The organism is Holdemania filiformis DSM 12042 (assembly GCF_000157995.1).
In the GTDB taxonomy this organism is placed as follows: domain Bacteria; phylum Bacillota_I; class Bacilli_A; order Erysipelotrichales; family Erysipelotrichaceae; genus Holdemania; species Holdemania filiformis.
This window is the reverse complement of the sequence record NZ_GG657553.1, coordinates 3,411-20,629: the sequence shown is the minus strand read 5'-3', so window position 1 is coordinate 20,629 and position 17,219 is coordinate 3,411. Positions and strand designations below refer to the sequence as shown.

At 51.5% G+C, this 17,219-nt stretch carries 16 protein-coding genes and 1 riboswitch; of the genes, 13 read left to right on the top strand and 3 right to left on the bottom strand.

Going from position 1 to position 17,219, the window contains the following annotated elements; genetic code table 11:
• Together HOLDEFILI_RS02515 and HOLDEFILI_RS02510 are read left to right on the top strand one after the other, a co-directional pair.
• On the top strand, positions 1 to 1,937 hold a 1,937-nt coding region (locus HOLDEFILI_RS02515; protein WP_006057811.1), incomplete at its 5' end, for an AAA family ATPase.
• A gap of 298 nt (positions 1,938 to 2,235) precedes the next feature.
• Positions 2,236 to 3,366 carry a toxic anion resistance protein gene (locus HOLDEFILI_RS02510; RefSeq protein WP_006057809.1) on the top strand — a complete coding sequence of 377 codons (1,131 nt, stop codon included), beginning with the start codon at positions 2,236 to 2,238 and terminating at the stop codon, positions 3,364 to 3,366.
• Between the two features lie 234 nt (positions 3,367 to 3,600).
• On the opposite strand, the gene HOLDEFILI_RS02505 is transcribed toward HOLDEFILI_RS02510, so the two are convergent.
• Positions 3,601 to 4,530 carry a LysR family transcriptional regulator gene (locus HOLDEFILI_RS02505; protein ID WP_006057808.1) on the bottom strand — a complete coding sequence of 310 codons (930 nt, stop codon included), beginning with the start codon at positions 4,528 to 4,530 and terminating at the stop codon, positions 3,601 to 3,603.
• Positions 4,531 to 4,645: 115 nt separating this feature from the next.
• Between HOLDEFILI_RS02505 and HOLDEFILI_RS02500 the strand changes: the two genes are divergently transcribed.
• From HOLDEFILI_RS02500 to HOLDEFILI_RS02490, 3 genes are all read left to right on the top strand, one after another.
• Positions 4,646 to 5,251 carry a chromate transporter gene (locus HOLDEFILI_RS02500; RefSeq protein ID WP_244264299.1) on the top strand — a complete coding sequence of 202 codons (606 nt, stop codon included), beginning with the start codon at positions 4,646 to 4,648 and terminating at the stop codon, positions 5,249 to 5,251.
• The gene (locus tag HOLDEFILI_RS02495; RefSeq protein WP_006057806.1) at positions 5,248 to 5,811 is read left to right on the top strand and encodes a chromate transporter; all 564 of its coding nucleotides are present in this window, start codon (positions 5,248 to 5,250) and stop codon (positions 5,809 to 5,811) included. Before HOLDEFILI_RS02500 ends, HOLDEFILI_RS02495 begins: the two co-directional genes overlap by 4 nt.
• 203 nt (positions 5,812 to 6,014) lie before the next feature.
• Entirely contained in the window at positions 6,015 to 7,256 is a 1,242-nt protein-coding gene (locus HOLDEFILI_RS02490; protein ID WP_006057804.1) for an alpha-L-fucosidase, read from the top strand.
• A 253-nt stretch (positions 7,257 to 7,509) separates the two neighbouring features.
• Here HOLDEFILI_RS02490 and HOLDEFILI_RS02485 read toward each other — a convergent pair whose 3' ends face one another.
• Both HOLDEFILI_RS02485 and HOLDEFILI_RS02480 read right to left on the bottom strand, forming a co-directional pair.
• Complete coding sequence (locus HOLDEFILI_RS02485) at positions 7,510 to 8,889, bottom strand: MATE family efflux transporter (RefSeq protein ID WP_006057802.1); 1,380 nt, start codon at positions 8,887 to 8,889, stop codon at positions 7,510 to 7,512.
• A 488-nt stretch (positions 8,890 to 9,377) separates the two neighbouring features.
• Positions 9,378 to 9,986, bottom strand: coding sequence for a YigZ family protein (locus tag HOLDEFILI_RS02480; protein ID WP_006057800.1), 609 nt, complete (start codon positions 9,984 to 9,986; stop codon positions 9,378 to 9,380).
• Positions 9,987 to 10,195: 209 nt separating this feature from the next.
• On the opposite strand from HOLDEFILI_RS02480, the gene HOLDEFILI_RS02475 reads away from it, so the two are divergent.
• The 8 genes from HOLDEFILI_RS02475 to HOLDEFILI_RS02440 all read left to right on the top strand — a co-directional run bounded on the left by HOLDEFILI_RS02475 (position 10,196) and on the right by HOLDEFILI_RS02440 (position 16,886).
• Positions 10,196 to 11,569: an MATE family efflux transporter gene (locus tag HOLDEFILI_RS02475; RefSeq protein ID WP_006057798.1), complete on the top strand. Its 1,374-nt coding sequence runs from the start codon at positions 10,196 to 10,198 to the stop codon at positions 11,567 to 11,569.
• Positions 11,570 to 11,701: 132 nt separating this feature from the next.
• Entirely contained in the window at positions 11,702 to 12,334 is a 633-nt protein-coding gene (locus HOLDEFILI_RS02470; RefSeq protein ID WP_006057796.1) for a DUF2238 domain-containing protein, read from the top strand.
• A 283-nt stretch (positions 12,335 to 12,617) separates the two neighbouring features.
• The gene (locus HOLDEFILI_RS02465) at positions 12,618 to 13,043 is read left to right on the top strand and encodes a YdeI/OmpD-associated family protein (protein WP_006057794.1); all 426 of its coding nucleotides are present in this window, start codon (positions 12,618 to 12,620) and stop codon (positions 13,041 to 13,043) included.
• A gap of 132 nt (positions 13,044 to 13,175) precedes the next feature.
• Entirely contained in the window at positions 13,176 to 13,595 is a 420-nt protein-coding gene (locus HOLDEFILI_RS02460; protein WP_039863771.1) for an Hsp20/alpha crystallin family protein, read from the top strand.
• 69 nt (positions 13,596 to 13,664) lie between these two features.
• Entirely contained in the window at positions 13,665 to 14,081 is a 417-nt protein-coding gene (locus HOLDEFILI_RS02455) for an Hsp20/alpha crystallin family protein (RefSeq protein ID WP_039863770.1), read from the top strand.
• Positions 14,082 to 14,322: 241 nt separating this feature from the next.
• Positions 14,323 to 14,895, top strand: a complete 573-nt coding sequence (locus HOLDEFILI_RS02450) for a manganese efflux pump MntP (protein ID WP_039863769.1) — start codon at positions 14,323 to 14,325, stop codon at positions 14,893 to 14,895.
• An 11-nt stretch (positions 14,896 to 14,906) separates the two neighbouring features.
• A complete protein-coding gene (locus tag HOLDEFILI_RS02445) occupies positions 14,907 to 15,482 on the top strand; it encodes a TetR/AcrR family transcriptional regulator C-terminal domain-containing protein (RefSeq protein WP_006057789.1) in 576 nt (191 codons plus the stop codon).
• A gap of 107 nt (positions 15,483 to 15,589) precedes the next feature.
• A riboswitch (ZMP/ZTP riboswitch) is annotated at positions 15,590 to 15,670 on the top strand.
• A gap of 43 nt (positions 15,671 to 15,713) precedes the next feature.
• Positions 15,714 to 16,886, top strand: a complete 1,173-nt coding sequence (locus HOLDEFILI_RS02440) for a phosphoribosylaminoimidazolecarboxamide formyltransferase (protein ID WP_006057787.1) — start codon at positions 15,714 to 15,716, stop codon at positions 16,884 to 16,886.
• The last annotated feature ends 333 nt before the right edge of the window (positions 16,887 to 17,219 follow it).

Sequence of the window (17,219 nt, the reverse complement as noted above, 5' to 3'; positions counted from 1 at the left end):
CGACCGAAAACGCCGTTGATCAGCTCAATGCGATTCTGCGCCGGCAAAGTGAGGATTTACAAAAACAATCGGAGGCCCTGCGCGATCAATCCCGCGATCTGGGGTTTACCGATCAGGATTTCGCGAAGCTGCAGGCCGAGGTGCAGAAGGATTTCGGGATTTCGGTCGATGTTGAGAATCAACAAAAGCGTCAGGCTCAGGACCTGCAGGCCGTGCTGAACGGAATGCAGGAAGCCGCGGCCCAGACCGGAACCGTCGTTTTAGGCCAGGAATCCTTTCTGGCCGATTTGTCGCGGGCCTTTTTCCGCCCGTTGGCCAGCGGCCAGGCAGAGGATCGGCTACGCAATGTGTTTGTGATCAGCGGCCCGGCGGGCAGCGGCCGGCATCTGGCGTTGTCCACGATGATCCACATTCTGGCTGAAAAACACTGGCTGGCCAGCGCGGACGTCGTGACGATCAACGGCTCGCATTATGCCGGCAGCGAGCAGGAAAAGGTTTTCATTCAGGATATTTACGCGGCATCCTGCGCACCGGCGGAAGTCATCGTCATCGAACAGGCGGAGGCATTGTACCCGCCGTTTCTCAACCAGCTGATGAAGCTGTGTCAGAATGAAGAAGTGACGCTGAACAAGCGCTACGTTTTAAATAAAGGAAAACAACTGGTGGAAGCCGGCAGCTCGTTAGTGACGCAAACCGTATCCACCTTGAAGCTGACGAACAAATATATCGTCTTTCTGACGACTTCACGCAAGACGCTGATGCAGAACTTCCCGAATTCGATGGTGGAACAAATTCTTGACCAGCCGGCAGCGCAGCCGTTAAGTCCGGAGGTGCTGCTGACGATTTACCAGCGGTTATTAAATGACAGCGTGCAGAACGCAAAGAAACAGCTGAACGTGACGCTGACCCTGGACGACGATGCGGCGCAGAAACGGCTGGCGGTTCTGGAAACCTCCGCTGGAGCGCTGGCTTTGGAAAAGGATGTGCGTCAGCTGAACGCGGCGATCAACGAGCTGTGTCTGAAGCAGCCGGAGCCGGTTCTGGAGGTCCGCGCGGAAGCCGGACGGGAATGGGTTTTTGAGGTGAACGATCAACGGTTGGCGATGTCGAATCTGATCCGGCTGGAAAAGGACGATCTCGACGCGATCCGAAAGGAAATGGACGCAATCGTTGGTCTGCAGGAAGTCAAGGATACGCTGCAGTCGATGGAAGAACATTACAAAGTGACGCAGCTGCGGCAGAAACAAGGGTTAAAAGCCGCGCCGCTGTCCCGCCACATGATTTTTACCGGCAATCCGGGCACGGGCAAGACGACGATGGCCCGGCTGGTGGCCCGGCTGTTTAAGGCGCTCGGCTTGTTATCGCAGGGACAGCTGATCGAGGTCAGCCGCAGCGATCTGGTCGGCCGCTATGTCGGTCACACTGCGCCCCTGACTCAGCAGATCATTGAATCCGCGCTGGGCGGCGTGCTGTTTATCGACGAAGCCTATTCGTTAGTCCGCGGCAAGGACGACAGCTTTGGATTGGAAGCCGTCGATACGCTGGTTAAGGGCATGGAAGATCACCGCGATGATCTGATCGTCATTCTCGCGGGCTACAGCCGTGAGATGGAAGAATTCCTCAACGCCAATTCCGGCTTGAAATCCCGTTTCCCGAATATTTTGAATTTCGCCGACTATACCGGCAGCGAACTGACGCAGATCGCCGTTTCGCTGGCTCAGGGCAAAGACTATGTGATCGACGAGAGCTGTCTGAATGATCTGACGATTTATTTCAATGCCGTTCAGATGAATTCCGCCGCCCGCAGCGGCAACGGCCGTTTAGCGCGCAACACGGTGGAAAAAGCAATTCTGAACCAGTCCCGCCGGATTCTCAACGACCCGCAGGCGCGAATGGATCTGTTGCTTCGGGAAGACTTCGATCTCGAGCTTTCCTGATCATTCGCTTCCAATACGTCGGTAATATATAATGATATGCCGGCTGCGAGTTTAAAAATCTAGCTGTCCTTTGCGGCAGCTTTTTTGTTGAGAGATTGATCAAAAAGGGGAAGTCAGTGAGGAACGCGATCCCGGAAATACCGGAATTTTCAGCCGCGATCGCGAAGAAAACTAAGAAGTTTCACAAACGAACAAAATTGATCGCTTCCGACCTTCGGGAGTTTCTTGACAAGCGGAAAGCGACCGTCTAAGATTAAAGAGGTAAACGTATCAGAATTGATAGAAAAGAGGAATAATCATGGCTGAAGAGAAAATTACGCTGACGCTGAATCCCCAGATGACCGAAGAAGAACCGATTGCGGAGCCAGCTCCGCAGTTAAAGACCGCAGATCAGCAGCAGGAAGTGCAGTTAAGCCCGGAAGAACAGAAAATGGTCGACGACTTTTCCAAGCAGATTGACGTCACCTCGTCCACGACAGTGCTGCAATACGGCGCGGAAGCCCAGAAGAAAATTGCGGACTTCTCCGATTCCGCTCTGCAGAATGTCAGAACGAAGGATTTAGGCGAGGTCGGCGAAATGATGGCGGATCTGGTTGGCGAGCTGAAAGGCTTCTCCGCAGATGAAGAAGAAGAAAAAGGCTTGTTCGGGATGTTCAAAAAGACGACGAACAAGATGGAAAAGATGAAGGCCCGGTACGACAAGGCCGAGCTGAACGTCAATAAAATCTCCAAGGCGCTGGAAGATCATCAGATCACGCTGATGCGCGATATCGCCCTTTTGGATCAGCTGTATGAAAAGAACATGGTTCATTTCAAGGAACTGACGATGTATATTTTAGCGGGCAAGAAAAAGCTGCAGGAAGTTCGCAGCAAGGATCTGCCGCAGATGATCGCCGCCGCCCAGAAGAGCGGCTTGCCGGAAGACGCACAGAAGGCAAACGATCTGGCCAACGCCTGCGATCGGTTCGAAAAGAAGATTCACGATCTGGAGCTGACGCGCACGGTCGCCCTGCAGATGGCGCCGCAGATTCGTCTGGTTCAGAATAACGATACACTGATGACGGAAAAGATCCAGTCGACGCTGGTCAACACGATTCCGCTGTGGAAAAGTCAGATGGTGCTGGCACTGGGCCTGAATCATTCCAAGCAGGCGATGGAAGCACAGCGCGAGGTCAACGAGATGACCAACCAGCTGTTGAAGAAGAACGCCGATACGCTGAAAATGGCGACAATTGAAACCGCCAAGGAATCCGAACGCGGCATCGTCGATATCGAAACACTGCAGCATACCAACGAAGCGCTGATTTCAACGCTGGACGAAGTCGCTCAGATTCAGAAGGAAGGCCGTCAGAAACGGATTGAAGCTGAAGCTGAACTGCGTAAGATCGAAAAAGAACTCAATCAGAAGCTGCTGGAAATCAACCGCTAAGCCTGATTTTCAGACGCAAGGAAGGGCATCGGACGTTCACATGACGTTTCCGGTGCCTTTTCTGAGTGAATATTACGCAGAGATCAAGAGTTAAACAAAAAGAATTCCTTTCTTTGTCTATGTGAAACGGGACAAATCGGAATTCTTTTTCATTTTTCTGTCTTTATTTCGATTGAGAATGTTTCCCGGTCAGGGCCTCTGCCGCGGCATGAAAAGGGCGCAACTCTTTTTGTTTTATTCCGTTGAACTTTGTCGTTCCTCTTCCGTCTGGAATGATTCGGTGGAAAGATTGGAGTATTCCTGACAGACCTCGATAAACGCTTGAGCGGAGGGCGTCAGGTATTTGTTGCGGTGATGAATGATGCTGCAGGTGCGGTTGGGCAGCGGGGAGGCCAGCGGCAGTCCGGCGACCGCGCCGCTTTGAATTTCGTTTTTGACCAGCTCGTAAGGCAAAATCGAGATTCCGATGTTCTCCTTGACGGCATTGATGATCGAACGGGTGCTCGTGCTTTCCCACAACGGCGTGATCTGAACTTCGGCGGTGACCAGCAGGGCGTCGACGACCTCCCGGGTGCCGCTGCCCGGTTCTCTTAGCAAGACCGGATAATCAGCGAGCGCTTTGACCGTGCACTCCGGATTTTGAGTCAGCGGATGCTTTGGGGCTGTGATGACGATCAGCCGGTCGGTGTAAAACGGTACGCAGACGATATCCGGCGAATAGGACAAGCTTTCCACCAACGCCAGGTCAAGCTGGTTCGTCAGCACTTTGTCTTCGATAATCCGCGAGTTGTCAATCAGAACCTGAGTGCGGATCTGAGGAAACCGCAGGTTGAAGCGCCGGACTAACTGCGGCAGCATCTGCGTCCCGGTTGAGATGCTGGAACCGATCCGCAGCGTCCCCGCACTGTCCCAATTTTTCAGCTGCGTTTCCATATCGTCGAACGATTCGATGATGTGGCTCGCATAGCTCAGCATTTTATTTCCCGATTCCGTCAGGTATAACTTCTTCGAGATCCGATCAAACAATAAAATCCCATAATAATCCTCCAGCTGCCGGATCGCCAGCGAGACCGCCGGCTGACTCAAATGCAAGCTTTCCGCAGCTTTGGTGATGCTTCCGGTGCGGCAGACTTCCACAAAAATCCGCAGATGACGCAAGGTCATAAGCAACGCTCCTTTCTGAAAAAGAGTTCATATCAAAAATGATATGTTATTTATAAAATTATATTATTGTCTTTATGAGAACACAAGTCTTATAATAAAGCAGGAGGAAGAAGAGATGACACAAATGGAAGAGAAGAAAAAGCCTTCAAAATTACAGATGTACACGAAAATGTTCGCTTCGACATTTACGTTAAGCATGTTTACGTTCGGCGGCGGGTTCGTTATTGTCCCGTTGATGAAAAAGAAGTTTGTCGACGAGCTGCACTGGATCGACGAGGAGGAAATGCTGGACATGGTGGCGATTGCCCAGAGTTCCCCGGGCGCGATCGCGGTCAATGGATCGATCATCATCGGCTACCGGCTGTTAGGGGTGCCGGGCGCGTTGGTCAACATCGTGGCGACCGTGCTGCCGCCGTTAATTATCTTAACGATTATTTCCTATTTCTACGCAGCGTTCCGCAGTTCGCCGATTGTCAGCGCCGTCATGCGCGGCATGCAGGCGGCGGTCGCGGCCGTTATTCTGGACGTTGTTTGGAATATGTTAAAGGGATTGGTAAAGGAAAAGAATGTCGTCAAGTATTTCCTGTTGGTTGCGGCGTTCATCGCCAGCGTTTACTTTAAGGTCAATATCCTGATCATCATCGTCGTCTGCGGCGCAATTGGCACGGTGGACTACATGGCGCGGGAGAAGAAAGCGAAAGAAGGGGAGGAACAGAAATGAATATCTTAGTCCAGCTGTTTCTGAGCTTTTTCCAGATCGGCCTGTTCAGCATCGGCGGCGGTTACGCGGCAATGCCGCTGATCCAGAGTCAGGTCGTTGAAATTCATCAGTGGCTGACGATGACGCAATTTGCGGATATCATCACGATTGCGGAAATGACGCCGGGACCGATCGCGATCAACTCCGCGACGTTCGTCGGCACGCATATCGCGGGTCTGCCGGGCGCGATCATCGCAACGATCGGTTGTGTGGCCCCTTCCTGCATCATCGTTTTAACCTTGGCTTACATTTATACAAAATATAAAAACCTGTCGTTGATGAAGGGCATTCTGTCCGGTCTGCGGCCGGTCGTCATCGCCCTGATCGCTTCGGCGGGGCTGTCGATCTGCAAGCTGGCGTTCTTCAAGGAAGGCGCGGCGGGCTTCGGTCTGGAATTTTTGGATCCGCAGAATCTGATCTTCTTTGCGGCGGCGTTCTTCATTCTGCGCAAATGGGAACCAAGTCCGATCAAGGTCATGGTCGGCGTCGGCGTGATCAGCGCGCTGCTGAGCTTCATTTAATTCTCATAGTACAACTTAGGGACGGAATATTCACCGTCCTTTTCGTTTGTCCGGCAGCGGGTCAGCGGCGGATTTTCAGCCGATCAGGTAGACTGGAAGACGAAAAGCGCAGCTGGACTTTTGAACGATCGCGAAATTCCAGTCGTTTTGACCTTGAAATTTTGATACAATAAAAGCAGAGAGAAAGAAAGAGGGCTGTTATTATGAGTATTCCTGTACCGGCAAAATACATCGCCGACTTTGAAAAGCGCGGTTTCGGCATGTTTATCCACTGGGGTCTGTATTCCCAGTTAGCGCAAGGGGAATGGACGATGAACCTGCATCATATTTCCCAGGAAAAGTACAACGAGCTGTTCAACAACTTCACGGCGGAGGACTTCGACGCGAAGAAAATCGTCGCGCTGGCCAAACAGGCGGGCATGAAGTACATCACGCTGACGACGCGGCATCACGACGGATTTTCATTATACGATACCCGCGGTCTGACGGATTACGATGTCATGCACACACCGTGCGGCCGGGATCTGGTCAAAGAATTTGTCGAGGCCTGCCGCGAGGAAGATATCCTGCCGATCCTGTATCACACGACGCTGGACTGGGTTCATCCGGATTTTGATAACGATTTCGACGCCTATCTGGAATACCTGTCCAAGTCGGTGGAGATCCTGTGTACGCATTATGGTAAAATCGGCGGACTGTGGTTTGACGGCAACTGGTCCAAGCGCGATGCGGACTGGAAGCTGGATGAATTTTACGGCATGATCCGCCGGCTGCAGCCGGACGCGATGATCATCAACAACACCGGACTGTCCCGCCAGGGCGAAGCCGGTCATCCGGAACTGGATTCCGTTACGTTTGAACAGGGCCAGGCGACACCGATGGACCGCGAAGGCAAAGCAAAGTACATCACGGCGGAAATGTGCCAGACGATGAACCGGCATTGGGGCATCGCGGCGCATGATCTGGACTACAAGAGTCCGCGTCAGATGATCGAACGGCTGTGCCATGCCCGTAAGGTCGGGGCCAACTATCTGCTGAATATCGGTCTGACCGGTCAGGGCGGCGTTACGAAGATGACGGAAGCGTTATTGGAAGTCATCGGCCAGTGGACGGCGATGGCGAAGGATTCGCTGTATGACGGCAAGGTGTGCGATATCCGCTGCAGTCATGAAAAAGACTTCGTGCTGGAAAAAGACGGGGCGGCGTATGTGTATGTCCACGATCTTCCGCTGCTGGGACCGAAGGACGTCGTCGCGGCGTATGAAAGCACCGACGAGGATCATTCACTGTCCAATCTGCACCGCAAGGTGAAATCGATCCGCTGGATCGACAACGGCGAGGAATTGTTGTTCAGCCAGACGGAGGACGTCTGCAGCTACCGCGCGGTCGGCTTCCCGTATGGCAGTCACTGGATTGTGCGCGTCGCCAAAGTAGAGTTTGAATAAGCCGGGCCTTCTTAACTTTTAAGCAAGCTTAATTCAACCAAACAGAAAAGATAACGGTTTTCAAAGATCCGGAAATTTAACTGGGATATGAAACCGCATGGACTTGCGGTGGAAGTAATGATATAAAAGCTGGCCATATCCAACCTGAATTCAGGCTGAGCATGACCAGCTTTTTGTTTGGGGTTGAATGAAAATTTAAGCGCTGTCCCAAAGCTTTTGAGTTTCGTGAAAATCCAAGTCTGTTTTAGCGATATTAATAAACCCGCTGCTTCCACAATCCTGTCCGGTAACGCCGGCGGCAAAGCAAAAACCGCAACACAAAGTCGACAAGCAAACCGATCCATGGGCCGATTACACCTAACCCCACCGGATAACATAAGAGCCAGGACAGGGCGGGGCGGATGATCGTCGTCGAAATTAAGGCATACACTGCGATTAAGCGCGTATCGCCCGCTCCGCGCAGCGCACCGCCATAGACCGTCATCGCACTCAAAGACGGAACACTGAGCGCGAACAAAATCATAATCCACGATCCCAGCTGAATGATTTCCGGATCCGCGGTAAACATTTGGATCAATGGCGCCCGGAACAGGATCAGCCCGGCGACCATGAGGATGGCCATCGTCGTCGCCAGCCGGTTGCAGATCACGGTGACGCATTCCGCCCGGTCACTGCGTTTGCGGCCTAAGTTCTGACCCACTAAGGCCGCGGCGGCGGCCGCAAAGCCGTCGTAGCAGCTGAAACAGATGTTGCAGATATTCATGCAGATCTGATGCGTCGCGAACATCTTGGTGCCCAGTCCCGCAACGATCAAGGCATATAGGAAGAAGCCCAGCCGCATGCACAGCTGTTCCACAAACGCGCTGAACGAAATCTCGCCGACCGGCGCCAGGATCTCCCGGCTGGGCAGCCAGCTTTTTTTTAATGTCAGCCGGAGCTTGCTTTTGGGACTGACCAACGACTGGACGCTCATTAAAAACGCGATGAAGCAGCCCAGCGCCGTTGCAATCGCCGCGCCCGCAACCTCTAAGCGTGGAAAGCCAAAATGTCCGCCGATCAAAAGATAATTAAAAATCACATTGATTCCGTTAGCCGCCAGGTTGGTGCGCATCGAGATCTTACTGTTGCCGGCGCAGCGCTGGGCAGCGTTGATCGTCATTCCGATATTGCCGAAGAACTGGCCGATGATGACAATCCGGAAATACTGCACTGCCAGCTCGATCGTGTCCGCCTGTGCGCCCGCAAATTGAATATAAGGCCGGGCAAACAGGAATGATAAGCCGCAGACCAAGGCGGAGATCAGCACGGACATCAACAGCGACTGCCGCAGACAGGCATTGGCGTCGTCCAGCCGGCTGGCGCCGATCCGGCGGGAAATGATCGCCGTGATGCCGACATTCAGGGAAGCGATGAAAGCGATCGCGATAAATTTCGGCTGGTTGGTCAGACCGATCGCCGCAATCGCGGTTGTACCCAAGGCGCTGACCATGATTGTATCGACCAGCGACGCCAACCCGACGAAGATCGATTCCACCGTTGCCGGCCAGGCCAGGTCGATCGTTTCTTTCAATAAATGTCTGCCCTCCCGGGGATCGAAGCCGGAGGGCAGAAACGGCTGAAGCTTTAAATTCATTTGTTATTCCTCTATTAGACGCAGCGTCTGAAAATCTGTAATTTATTATAACACTGCCCCTGTGTGGCGGGAAGCCTTAGAAAAGCGTTCGACTTTGAACAAACTGAACGATGCTGAGGAAACTTGTTCTTTTTTTCCGACAGCGTCGACCGTCATTGTATCGGGATGAATAATTTTACTTCATTTGCCGGATCGTCACGAGCAACGACAGGATGCGTATAGACTTCAAAATCTTTGCGGGAGGCCCATGGATACCGCCCCAGGCAGCCATGTCCCGTGCATATAAAGATAAGTATTAGCCAACTGGCTTAACGTTCGTGATGGGTAAAGACCGCAAATTTTCTGTGAGCGTTTTTCAGCTCAGACCGGAAGACTGTGCGGTAAAATCGTCGGCTGCGGCCCCGGCGAACTTGGAAAACGAAGTGCCGCCATCCTGCGTATAAACGGTTGACAATGTTTCACAGGCACTGTATCCAGTTGCGGAGGCTTCAGCTGCAATCCTTTTCCACCAGCTCCCGCGCAAGCCAGCGGCAGAGATAACGTCCGCTGGTCAGCTCCTGGATCTTTTCAGGTAAGGATTCAATAGTTGTTAAAAACTCATAAACCACCTGCTCGCCATACGTCTTCGTTACAACATCCGCCTGATCCTTTAATAAATAATCCAGCTTGCCGATCAGGTCGTAGGAAAAGGTCAGCGTGTAGCGGTCCATCAGGATCGTTTCCACCTTCGGCGCCAGCTTCAACGTTTCGCTTACCGACCGGGAATACGCCCGGACCAATCCGCCCGCGCCCAGCTTGATTCCGCCGAAATACCGCACCGTGACTGCGCAGCAATCCTGCAGACCGCTGAGCTTCAAGGATTCCAGCATCGGCACGCCCGCGGTGCCGCTGGGCTCTCCTGCGTCGTTGGAACGCTGCAGCTCGTTGTGCTGCCCGGCGATATAAGCGTAACAATGATGATTCGCTTCCGGATGCAGTCTGCGGATTTCCTGAATAAACGCCTTAGCCTGCGCTTCATCCAGACATTTGCGTACATAACAGATAAATTCCGACCGTTCGATCACGATCGTGTGATGAAAATCTTCTTTCAACCGCATGCGATCACCTCTTGTTTTTCATCTTATCATGATTTCCAGTCTCAAACAATCCTTCCTGACTTCCAGAATTTTAGCGTGCATAGCCTGTTCTATATTATAAAAGAAAAACCGATCGCTCGTTCCCGTGCGGAATCCCTTTAAAATAGGACTTGTAGAATATGTCCAATTCAACTAGAATAAGACTATTGATTTAAGAAAGCAGGGGTTTTATGAGTAAATTCAATTCAGATAAAATGGGGACGATGCCGGTCGGCAAGCTGCTTTTCAGCATGTCGGTACCGGCGATCTTTTCCATGCTGGTGCAGTCGTTATACAACGTGGTCGACAGTATTTTCGTGGCGCAGGTGAGCGAGGATGCACTGGTTGCGGTTTCAATCGCTTTCCCGCTGCAGATGCTGATCATCGCGCTGGCGCTGGGTGTCGGTGTCGGCACCAATGCGCTGATCGCCCGCCGGTTAGGCGAGAAACGCCGGGAGGAAGCCAATATCGCGGCGAACACCGGGATCGTGCTGTCGTTGATCAACATGGCGCTGTGCATGCTCGTCGGCCTGTTTCTGGCGAAACCATTTGTCGGCCTGTTTACCCAGGACGCCGCGGTGTTCACGATGGGCTCGCAATATTTGATGATCGTTATGGTATTCTCGGTCGGCGTCATGATTGAAATGACCTGCTCCCGCGTGCTGCAGGCAACCGGCAACATGATTGTGCCGATGATCTCCCAGCTGATCGGGGCCATTACCAATATCATCCTCGATCCGATTTTTATCTTCGGCTATTTCGGTGTTCCGAAAATGGGTGTGGCCGGCGCGGCCGTGGCGACGGTCATCGGTCAGATTCTGGCGATGATCTTCGTTTTGATCGTCTTGAAAGTCGGTACGCATGAGGTCGACATCGCGCCGTGGCGGCATCACCCGCAAATGCAGGCGGCCAAGGATATCTACCGCGTGGGGATTCCGACGTTTGTCATGAATGCGATCGGCTCGCTGACAACGACCGCGATGAACGCGATTCTGATGGGCTTTTCCGCGACCGCCGTGGCGGTGCTGGGGATCTATTTCAAGCTCCAGTCGTTTGTCTTCATGCCAATTTTCGGCCTGAACCAGGGCGCAATGCCGATTCTGGGCTACAATTACGGCGCGGCGGATGAAAAACGCTTTACCCGCACGCTGGCGCTCTCCTTCGGAGTCGCACTCGCGATCATGGTGATCGGCACCGTCCTGTTCTGGACAATGCCGGAGATGCTGCTGAAACTGTTCAATGGTTCCGATCAGATGCTTCAGCTGGGCAGCTATGCGCTGCGGGTTCTCGCGCTGTGCTTTTTGCCGGCGGCCTGCAGCATTATCATGACAACGATGTTTCAGGCGCTGGGCAAAGGCATGATGAGCTTGGTTATGTCGTTATTGCGCCAGCTGGTATTCATTATTCCGCTGGCCTGGATTCTCGGTCAGCTGGGCGGGCTGGGCGCCGTCTGGTTCTGTTATCCGGCGGCGGAGCTGCTTGTGGCTGTGATCTTCGTGCCGATCGCGCTAAAAACCATCAAGAAAAGTTTTGATCAGGAACGGCAGGAAACCGGGGTATATTAAGAGTACGATGGCCGGAACCGATGAAGAATCGGAATCCGTGAAAAACAAAATCAGCGGCATTTCACCAGGAAAGAAGCTGAAAAAAGGAAGCTTCCGGCAAAGTGAGTCCGGAGGAGGAGGTCCTGTTTGATCATGAAAAAAGCATGTTTATTTCTATACGGCGCTTCCGCAGCGCTGATGATTTACAGTACGGTCTTTCAGCTGCAGCATCAGCTCTATGCCAAGCTGGGCTATCTGGCGATGGCGCTGGGCGTGCAGCTGATCGGCCCGCTGGTTGTCAAAGGATTGAAATTAAAAGACGCCTGGGGTCTGTTGTTCTGGACGCAGCTGTTTATCGCCATCGCGATGATTATCGGGAATACCCTGAACGGCTACGCGATTCCCTATTTTGATAAAGTTCTGCATTTCAGCTCCGGGATTCTGATCTGCGCCGCGATCACCTTAGTCTACTGCTGGCTGAAGCAACAATGGACCGAGGACTCGTTCCGGCATTACCTTTTAAAATGCCTGTCAATTCAGGGGATCAACATGATGATCGCCTTCCTGTGGGAATGTTTTGAATTCGCCTGTCTGATTTTCCTGAATATCGACGCGATCAATCACTATACCCAGGGCGTTTACGATACGATGACGGATATGATCGTCTGCTTTTTAGGCGGCCTTGTCTTTCTGGCCTTGCTGACACGGCAGGAGCGCAAAGGAAAAAAAGATCCGCTGATCCAATCGCTGAAAGTTTTTTACGAAACCAATCTTAAAGACCAATAAATGATTTGTTATAAGACAAAAGAACGGCCGGCAGCTCTGACAGAGTTACCCGGCATTTTTATTTTCTTTTAGCCGCAAAGTTTTGGCGCAAAAAAGAGGTCAATTTTCGAAGCTAGCCGGGAAAAGCAAAAGGAGGACAACGAGACGTTTTGAAAATCTGGAAAATCCATAAAGGAGTCAGACGATCAAAATTATTCCTTTTGATTTCTTTTTCCAGGCAGCCGGACGGGAAAACAAAAATAAATTGGATCCCTTGAGGCATACTAGAGGCCAGGAGGAAACCATGATGCAGATTGAAGGAATAATTCGGGATACCCCGCAGCCGCATCTCGAATTCAGCGCGGAAGCGGAGCTGCCTGAGGGAGCGTTAATCGTTATGCTGAAAACAATGTTATTCAAACAGAAAGCGGAAAGAAAAGAGCGCGGCTGGACGCTGGAGCTGCCTGCCGAAGCCTGTACTTTGCCGATGACTGAGGGTACCTCCGTTGAAATCTGGCTGGCGCCGGAGGCTAACGAGAGTTTAACACAATGCCCCCAGGCCTTGCAGGAAGCCCTTCTGGCCAACCGCAGCGCTTATTATTTTTTTCAGCTGCTTGACGCAGAGCAGCGGGAACGGATCGTTCGCTATGCTGAGCAAGGCGCAGAGGAACAACGCATTCGCAGGATCGACAAGATCATCGCCATGCTTTATGAACGGCGAACTTTGTGAACTTGTGAAATTAAATTTTAAAAATTAGCACTTACATCTTGACAGTGCTAATAAACGTGATATACTAAAATTGCAAGTTGGGAAAGACCCAATGAAGCCAGGAATAAGACAGATAGAAAGAGGCGATTCAAGATGAGATTTGTACCAAATACCTGGATGGACAACTTGGCCGACGAGGTTCTTAAGGATCCATTTTTCAGAAAGAATAACGTCCCGGCTGTCATGAAAACCGATATTCGCGAACAAGAAGATGGCTATCTTCTGGATATTGAACTCCCTGGATTTAAAAAGGAAGAAATCAAAATGGAACTGGAAGACGGTTATCTGACGATCGCGGCCGCCCGCACAGCTTCCAATGAAGAACGCAGCGAACAAGGCAAGCTCGTTCGCCAGGAACGCTTCAGCGGCAGCTGCACCCGGACCTACTTTATCGGTGAGGAAATGAATGTCGAGGATATCAAAGCCCGTTATGAAAACGGCGAACTGAAGGTCTTCGTTCCGAAGAAGGATCCGCAGGCGCTGCAGACCAAGAAAACCATTTCGATCGAATAACTTCTCTGAGCGATCAGAGTTCAGATCAGGCAGAATCGCATAAGTTGAAAACAGAAAGAGGTGTGATGTATGAGATTACTACCGAGAATGATGTTTGACGACTTCTTTGATGACATGTTTGATGAACCGCTGCTGCACCGCAACGCAGTTACGGCGATGCGCTGCGACATCCGTGAGAAGGACGGCAGTTATTTGCTGGATATCGAGCTGCCAGGCTGCAAGAAGGAAGATATTAAAATGGATTTGGAAGACGGCTATCTGACCGTTTCCGCCGTCCGTGATACCAGGAAAGAAGAAAAGGATGATCAGGGCAACATTATCCGTCAGGAACGGGTTCAAGGTTCCTGCTCCAGAAGCTTCTATGTCGGCGAAGCTGTAACGCCGGAGGATATCAAAGCGCATTATGACAACGGCGAATTAAAAATTGTTCTGCCGAAGAAGGATGCGCCGGCTGTGGAAACCAAGAAAACCATTATGATCGAATAACCCGGTCTTTGAATCAGCGGATCTCAAGTTCCGCTGATTTTTTGTATGATCCGCAGCGGAACGCTGAGGAGGAAGTCTTATATAAAAACGAGGATCAGTCCGCAGGGTTTTGCACAAATTATAAATTCGGATCCCTACTGTCAGAATAAGGAAGAATTGACAGAATTTAACGATTGTCTATCGCTTCCCAGATCACCTTCAGCTATACTTGGACTGTAAACAATAGAGGAGGGAGAATCAGGTGAATACAATCGAAATACTGGTCACCTGCCTGGCTTTGTCGCTGGACTGCTTCGTGGTGATGATGGCGCGGGGCGCGATGATGAATCCTCAGGAACATCGCCGTTCGTTGATCAACAGTTTGATCTTTGCGGGTTCCAGCCTGCTGATGATCGTGTTGGGGTCGCTGGCGGGTTCCCTGATCAAAAGTCAGCTTGTGCTGCATGTCAATCAAGTGATCGCCGCGCTGATCCTGTTTGCGCTGGGCTGCTTCCTGCTGATCCAGGCGTTTCGGCAGAAAGCGATTGAAGAACGCCATGACGACAGCTTTAACTACAAAAAAGTGCTGATCCTGGGATTGATCACCAGCGTCGATGTGTTCCTGTTGGGAACCAGTATGACGCTGCTTCAAGCGGACGCTTTCCAGGTCTGCCTGATCTCAACGCTGGTCACACTGGCCTGTGTGGAGTTGGGACAACAGATCGGCTATCGGCTGGGACTGGCCTATCGCCGGACGATTTTCACAGCCGGCAGCGTTATTCTCTTTTTGATCAGCCTTAAGGTTCTGTTCCAGGTGCTGACGCATCTGCGCTAGGGGGGATAAGTATGGAAAAACGGGGGATGATGAAACGCTTTCTGGCAGAAAGTCTGAAAGAACTCATGCTGCAGAAAAGCTTTGAAAAGATTACAATCAAGCAAATCTGCGATAAGACCGGCGTCATCCGCGCGACGTTTTACAACTATTTCGAGGATAAGTACGCCGCCTTAAGCTATATCATCTATCTGGACACCGTGGAAACTGCGCTTCCTTATATAGAGAAAAGGCAATTCCTTCAGGCGGTTAAGGCGATGCTCGATAATTTCGTAGAGAATCGGGAGTTTTATCAGATCGCTTTCCGCATTACCGGTCAGAACAGCTTTGAAGATTTGTTCGAAGAAAACGTTCAGCAGCTGTTCACTGAGATGTTCCGCCGGTATGGCCGGCCGGAGAAGCTGGGAACGATGAGCGAGGAGGAACTGGCGGGCTATTTCGGCAACAGCCTTTGTTATACGGTCAATCACTGGCTGTGCCGCAGCCGCGGCATGGACAGCGAAACCTTTTTGAAACAATACGGTTCCGTCGTAACCAGCTCCATCTTTGATTTTCTCGATATGCCCCAGGGCGGCGGAAATGGAGCCTGAATCCCGGGCTTTTCATAAGAAATCCCACATTCTGAGAAGCGATACGGAAATGGAGGAAAACTTCATGGAAGAAGGCTTGACACAAGCGTGGAAGCGTGATAATTTTTAGACAGTTAACCGACTGACGGAAGTGGAATTGACCACAGGGAAGTTAATGCTAAGCAGAGCCGACCGTCTGGGCCATGAAGGACCAGCAGTGCGGCTTTTTTTCGTAAAAGGAGGAAAACACAGATGAAAGAGTATCAGCTGAAATACGGATGCAATCCCAACCAGAAACCAGCCAGTGTCGAAATTGAAGAGGGCGATCTGCCATTTACAGTTTTAAATGGCCGGGCGGGTTATATTAACCTGCTTGACGCTCTGAATGCCTGGCAGCTTGTCAAGGAATTGAAGGAGGCCACCGGGATGGCCGCCGCGGCTTCGTTTAAGCACGTATCCCCGGCAGGCGCGGCGATCGGCCTGCCTTTGGATGAAACGATGAAGAAGATCTACTTCTGTGAAGGAATCGAACTGACGCCGATTGCCTGCGCGTATATCCGCGCCCGCGGCGCTGACCGCATGTCTTCCTACGGCGATTTTGCGGCGTTGTCTGAGGAATGTGATGAAGCCACGGCCCGGTTCTTATCTAAGGAAGTTTCTGACGGTGTAATCGCTCCGTCTTACAGCGAAAAAGCACTTGAAATTTTACGCGCAAAACGCAAGGGGACCTATCTGGTTCTGCAGATGGATCCGAACTATACGCCGAAACCGATGGAAAGCAAGGAAGTTTACGGCGTGCGTTTCCATCAGCAGCGCAACGATGTGAAGATTGACGAAACCCTGCTTCAGAATATCGTGTCTGAAAATAAGGAATTGCCGGAGGGCGCGAAGCGGGATTTGTTGATCGCGATGATCACTGCGAAATATACTCAGTCCAATTCCGTGGTTTATGCGAAGGACGGTCAGGCGATCGGAATCGGCGCCGGTCAGCAGTCGCGTATTCATTGTACCCGGATGGCCGGCAACAAAGCGGATATCTGGCATCTGCGTCAGCATCCGAAAGTACTGAACCTGCCGTTTAAAGAAAAGATCCGCCGGGCAGACCGTGATAACGCGATCGACGTCTATATTTCCGATGAATGGGAGGATCTGCTGCGCGAGGGCAGCTGGCAGGAAGCCTTTACGGAAAAGCCGGAAGTCCTGACTACGGAAGAAAAGAAAGCCTGGCTGGCACAGGTCAGCGGCGTTTCTCTGGCTTCCGACGCCTTCTTCCCATTCGGCGATAATATTGAACGGGCCCGCAAGAGCGGCGTCTCCTACATCGTGGAAGCCGGCGGTTCAGTCCGTGATGATCATGTCATCGACACCTGCAACCGTTACGGCATCGTTCTGATCTTTAACGGTGTGCGGCTGTTCCATCATTAAAAAGAAGTTCTTTCTTTCCTTCTTAACGTGAAGCTTTTCAGAAGCGGGGGTTAAGAATCATACTGTGTAAAAATCATGTCAGCGATCTAGTGAGTCGAGGATATCTTGAAAGTTCCGGTTAACAGCGGGGCTGAAGGATATCCTTTCTTTCTAATAATAGAGGGGAAGGCATGGCATTGGGATTGAGACTTGAACAAAAAAAACCTGATCGGGAGAAATTCGATGAATAAAAAATAAGCGAGCACCGTCTCATGGAAGATGGAAAAACAAGAGAAAAAATGAACAAAGCGGCAGAAACGCCTTTGATAAAGGGAAATGAGGGATAACTGAAAA

Bases quoted from the DNA above. Each gene is read 5' to 3' on its own strand.
- HOLDEFILI_RS02510 (WP_006057809.1), top strand. From the start codon at position 2,236: ATGGCTGAAGAGAAAATTACGCTGACGCTGAATCCCCAGATGACCGAA.
- HOLDEFILI_RS02505 (WP_006057808.1), bottom strand. From the start codon at position 4,530: ATGACCTTGCGTCATCTGCGGATTTTTGTGGAAGTCTGCCGCACCGGA.
- HOLDEFILI_RS02500 (WP_244264299.1), top strand. From the start codon at position 4,646: ATGACACAAATGGAAGAGAAGAAAAAGCCTTCAAAATTACAGATGTAC.
- HOLDEFILI_RS02495 (WP_006057806.1), top strand. From the start codon at position 5,248: ATGAATATCTTAGTCCAGCTGTTTCTGAGCTTTTTCCAGATCGGCCTG.
- HOLDEFILI_RS02490 (WP_006057804.1), top strand. From the start codon at position 6,015: ATGAGTATTCCTGTACCGGCAAAATACATCGCCGACTTTGAAAAGCGC.
- HOLDEFILI_RS02485 (WP_006057802.1), bottom strand. From the start codon at position 8,889: ATGAATTTAAAGCTTCAGCCGTTTCTGCCCTCCGGCTTCGATCCCCGG.
- HOLDEFILI_RS02480 (WP_006057800.1), bottom strand. From the start codon at position 9,986: ATGCGGTTGAAAGAAGATTTTCATCACACGATCGTGATCGAACGGTCG.
- HOLDEFILI_RS02475 (WP_006057798.1), top strand. From the start codon at position 10,196: ATGAGTAAATTCAATTCAGATAAAATGGGGACGATGCCGGTCGGCAAG.
- HOLDEFILI_RS02470 (WP_006057796.1), top strand. From the start codon at position 11,702: ATGAAAAAAGCATGTTTATTTCTATACGGCGCTTCCGCAGCGCTGATG.
- HOLDEFILI_RS02465 (WP_006057794.1), top strand. From the start codon at position 12,618: ATGATGCAGATTGAAGGAATAATTCGGGATACCCCGCAGCCGCATCTC.
- HOLDEFILI_RS02460 (WP_039863771.1), top strand. From the start codon at position 13,176: ATGAGATTTGTACCAAATACCTGGATGGACAACTTGGCCGACGAGGTT.
- HOLDEFILI_RS02455 (WP_039863770.1), top strand. From the start codon at position 13,665: ATGAGATTACTACCGAGAATGATGTTTGACGACTTCTTTGATGACATG.
- HOLDEFILI_RS02445 (WP_006057789.1), top strand. From the start codon at position 14,907: ATGGAAAAACGGGGGATGATGAAACGCTTTCTGGCAGAAAGTCTGAAA.
- HOLDEFILI_RS02440 (WP_006057787.1), top strand. From the start codon at position 15,714: ATGAAAGAGTATCAGCTGAAATACGGATGCAATCCCAACCAGAAACCA.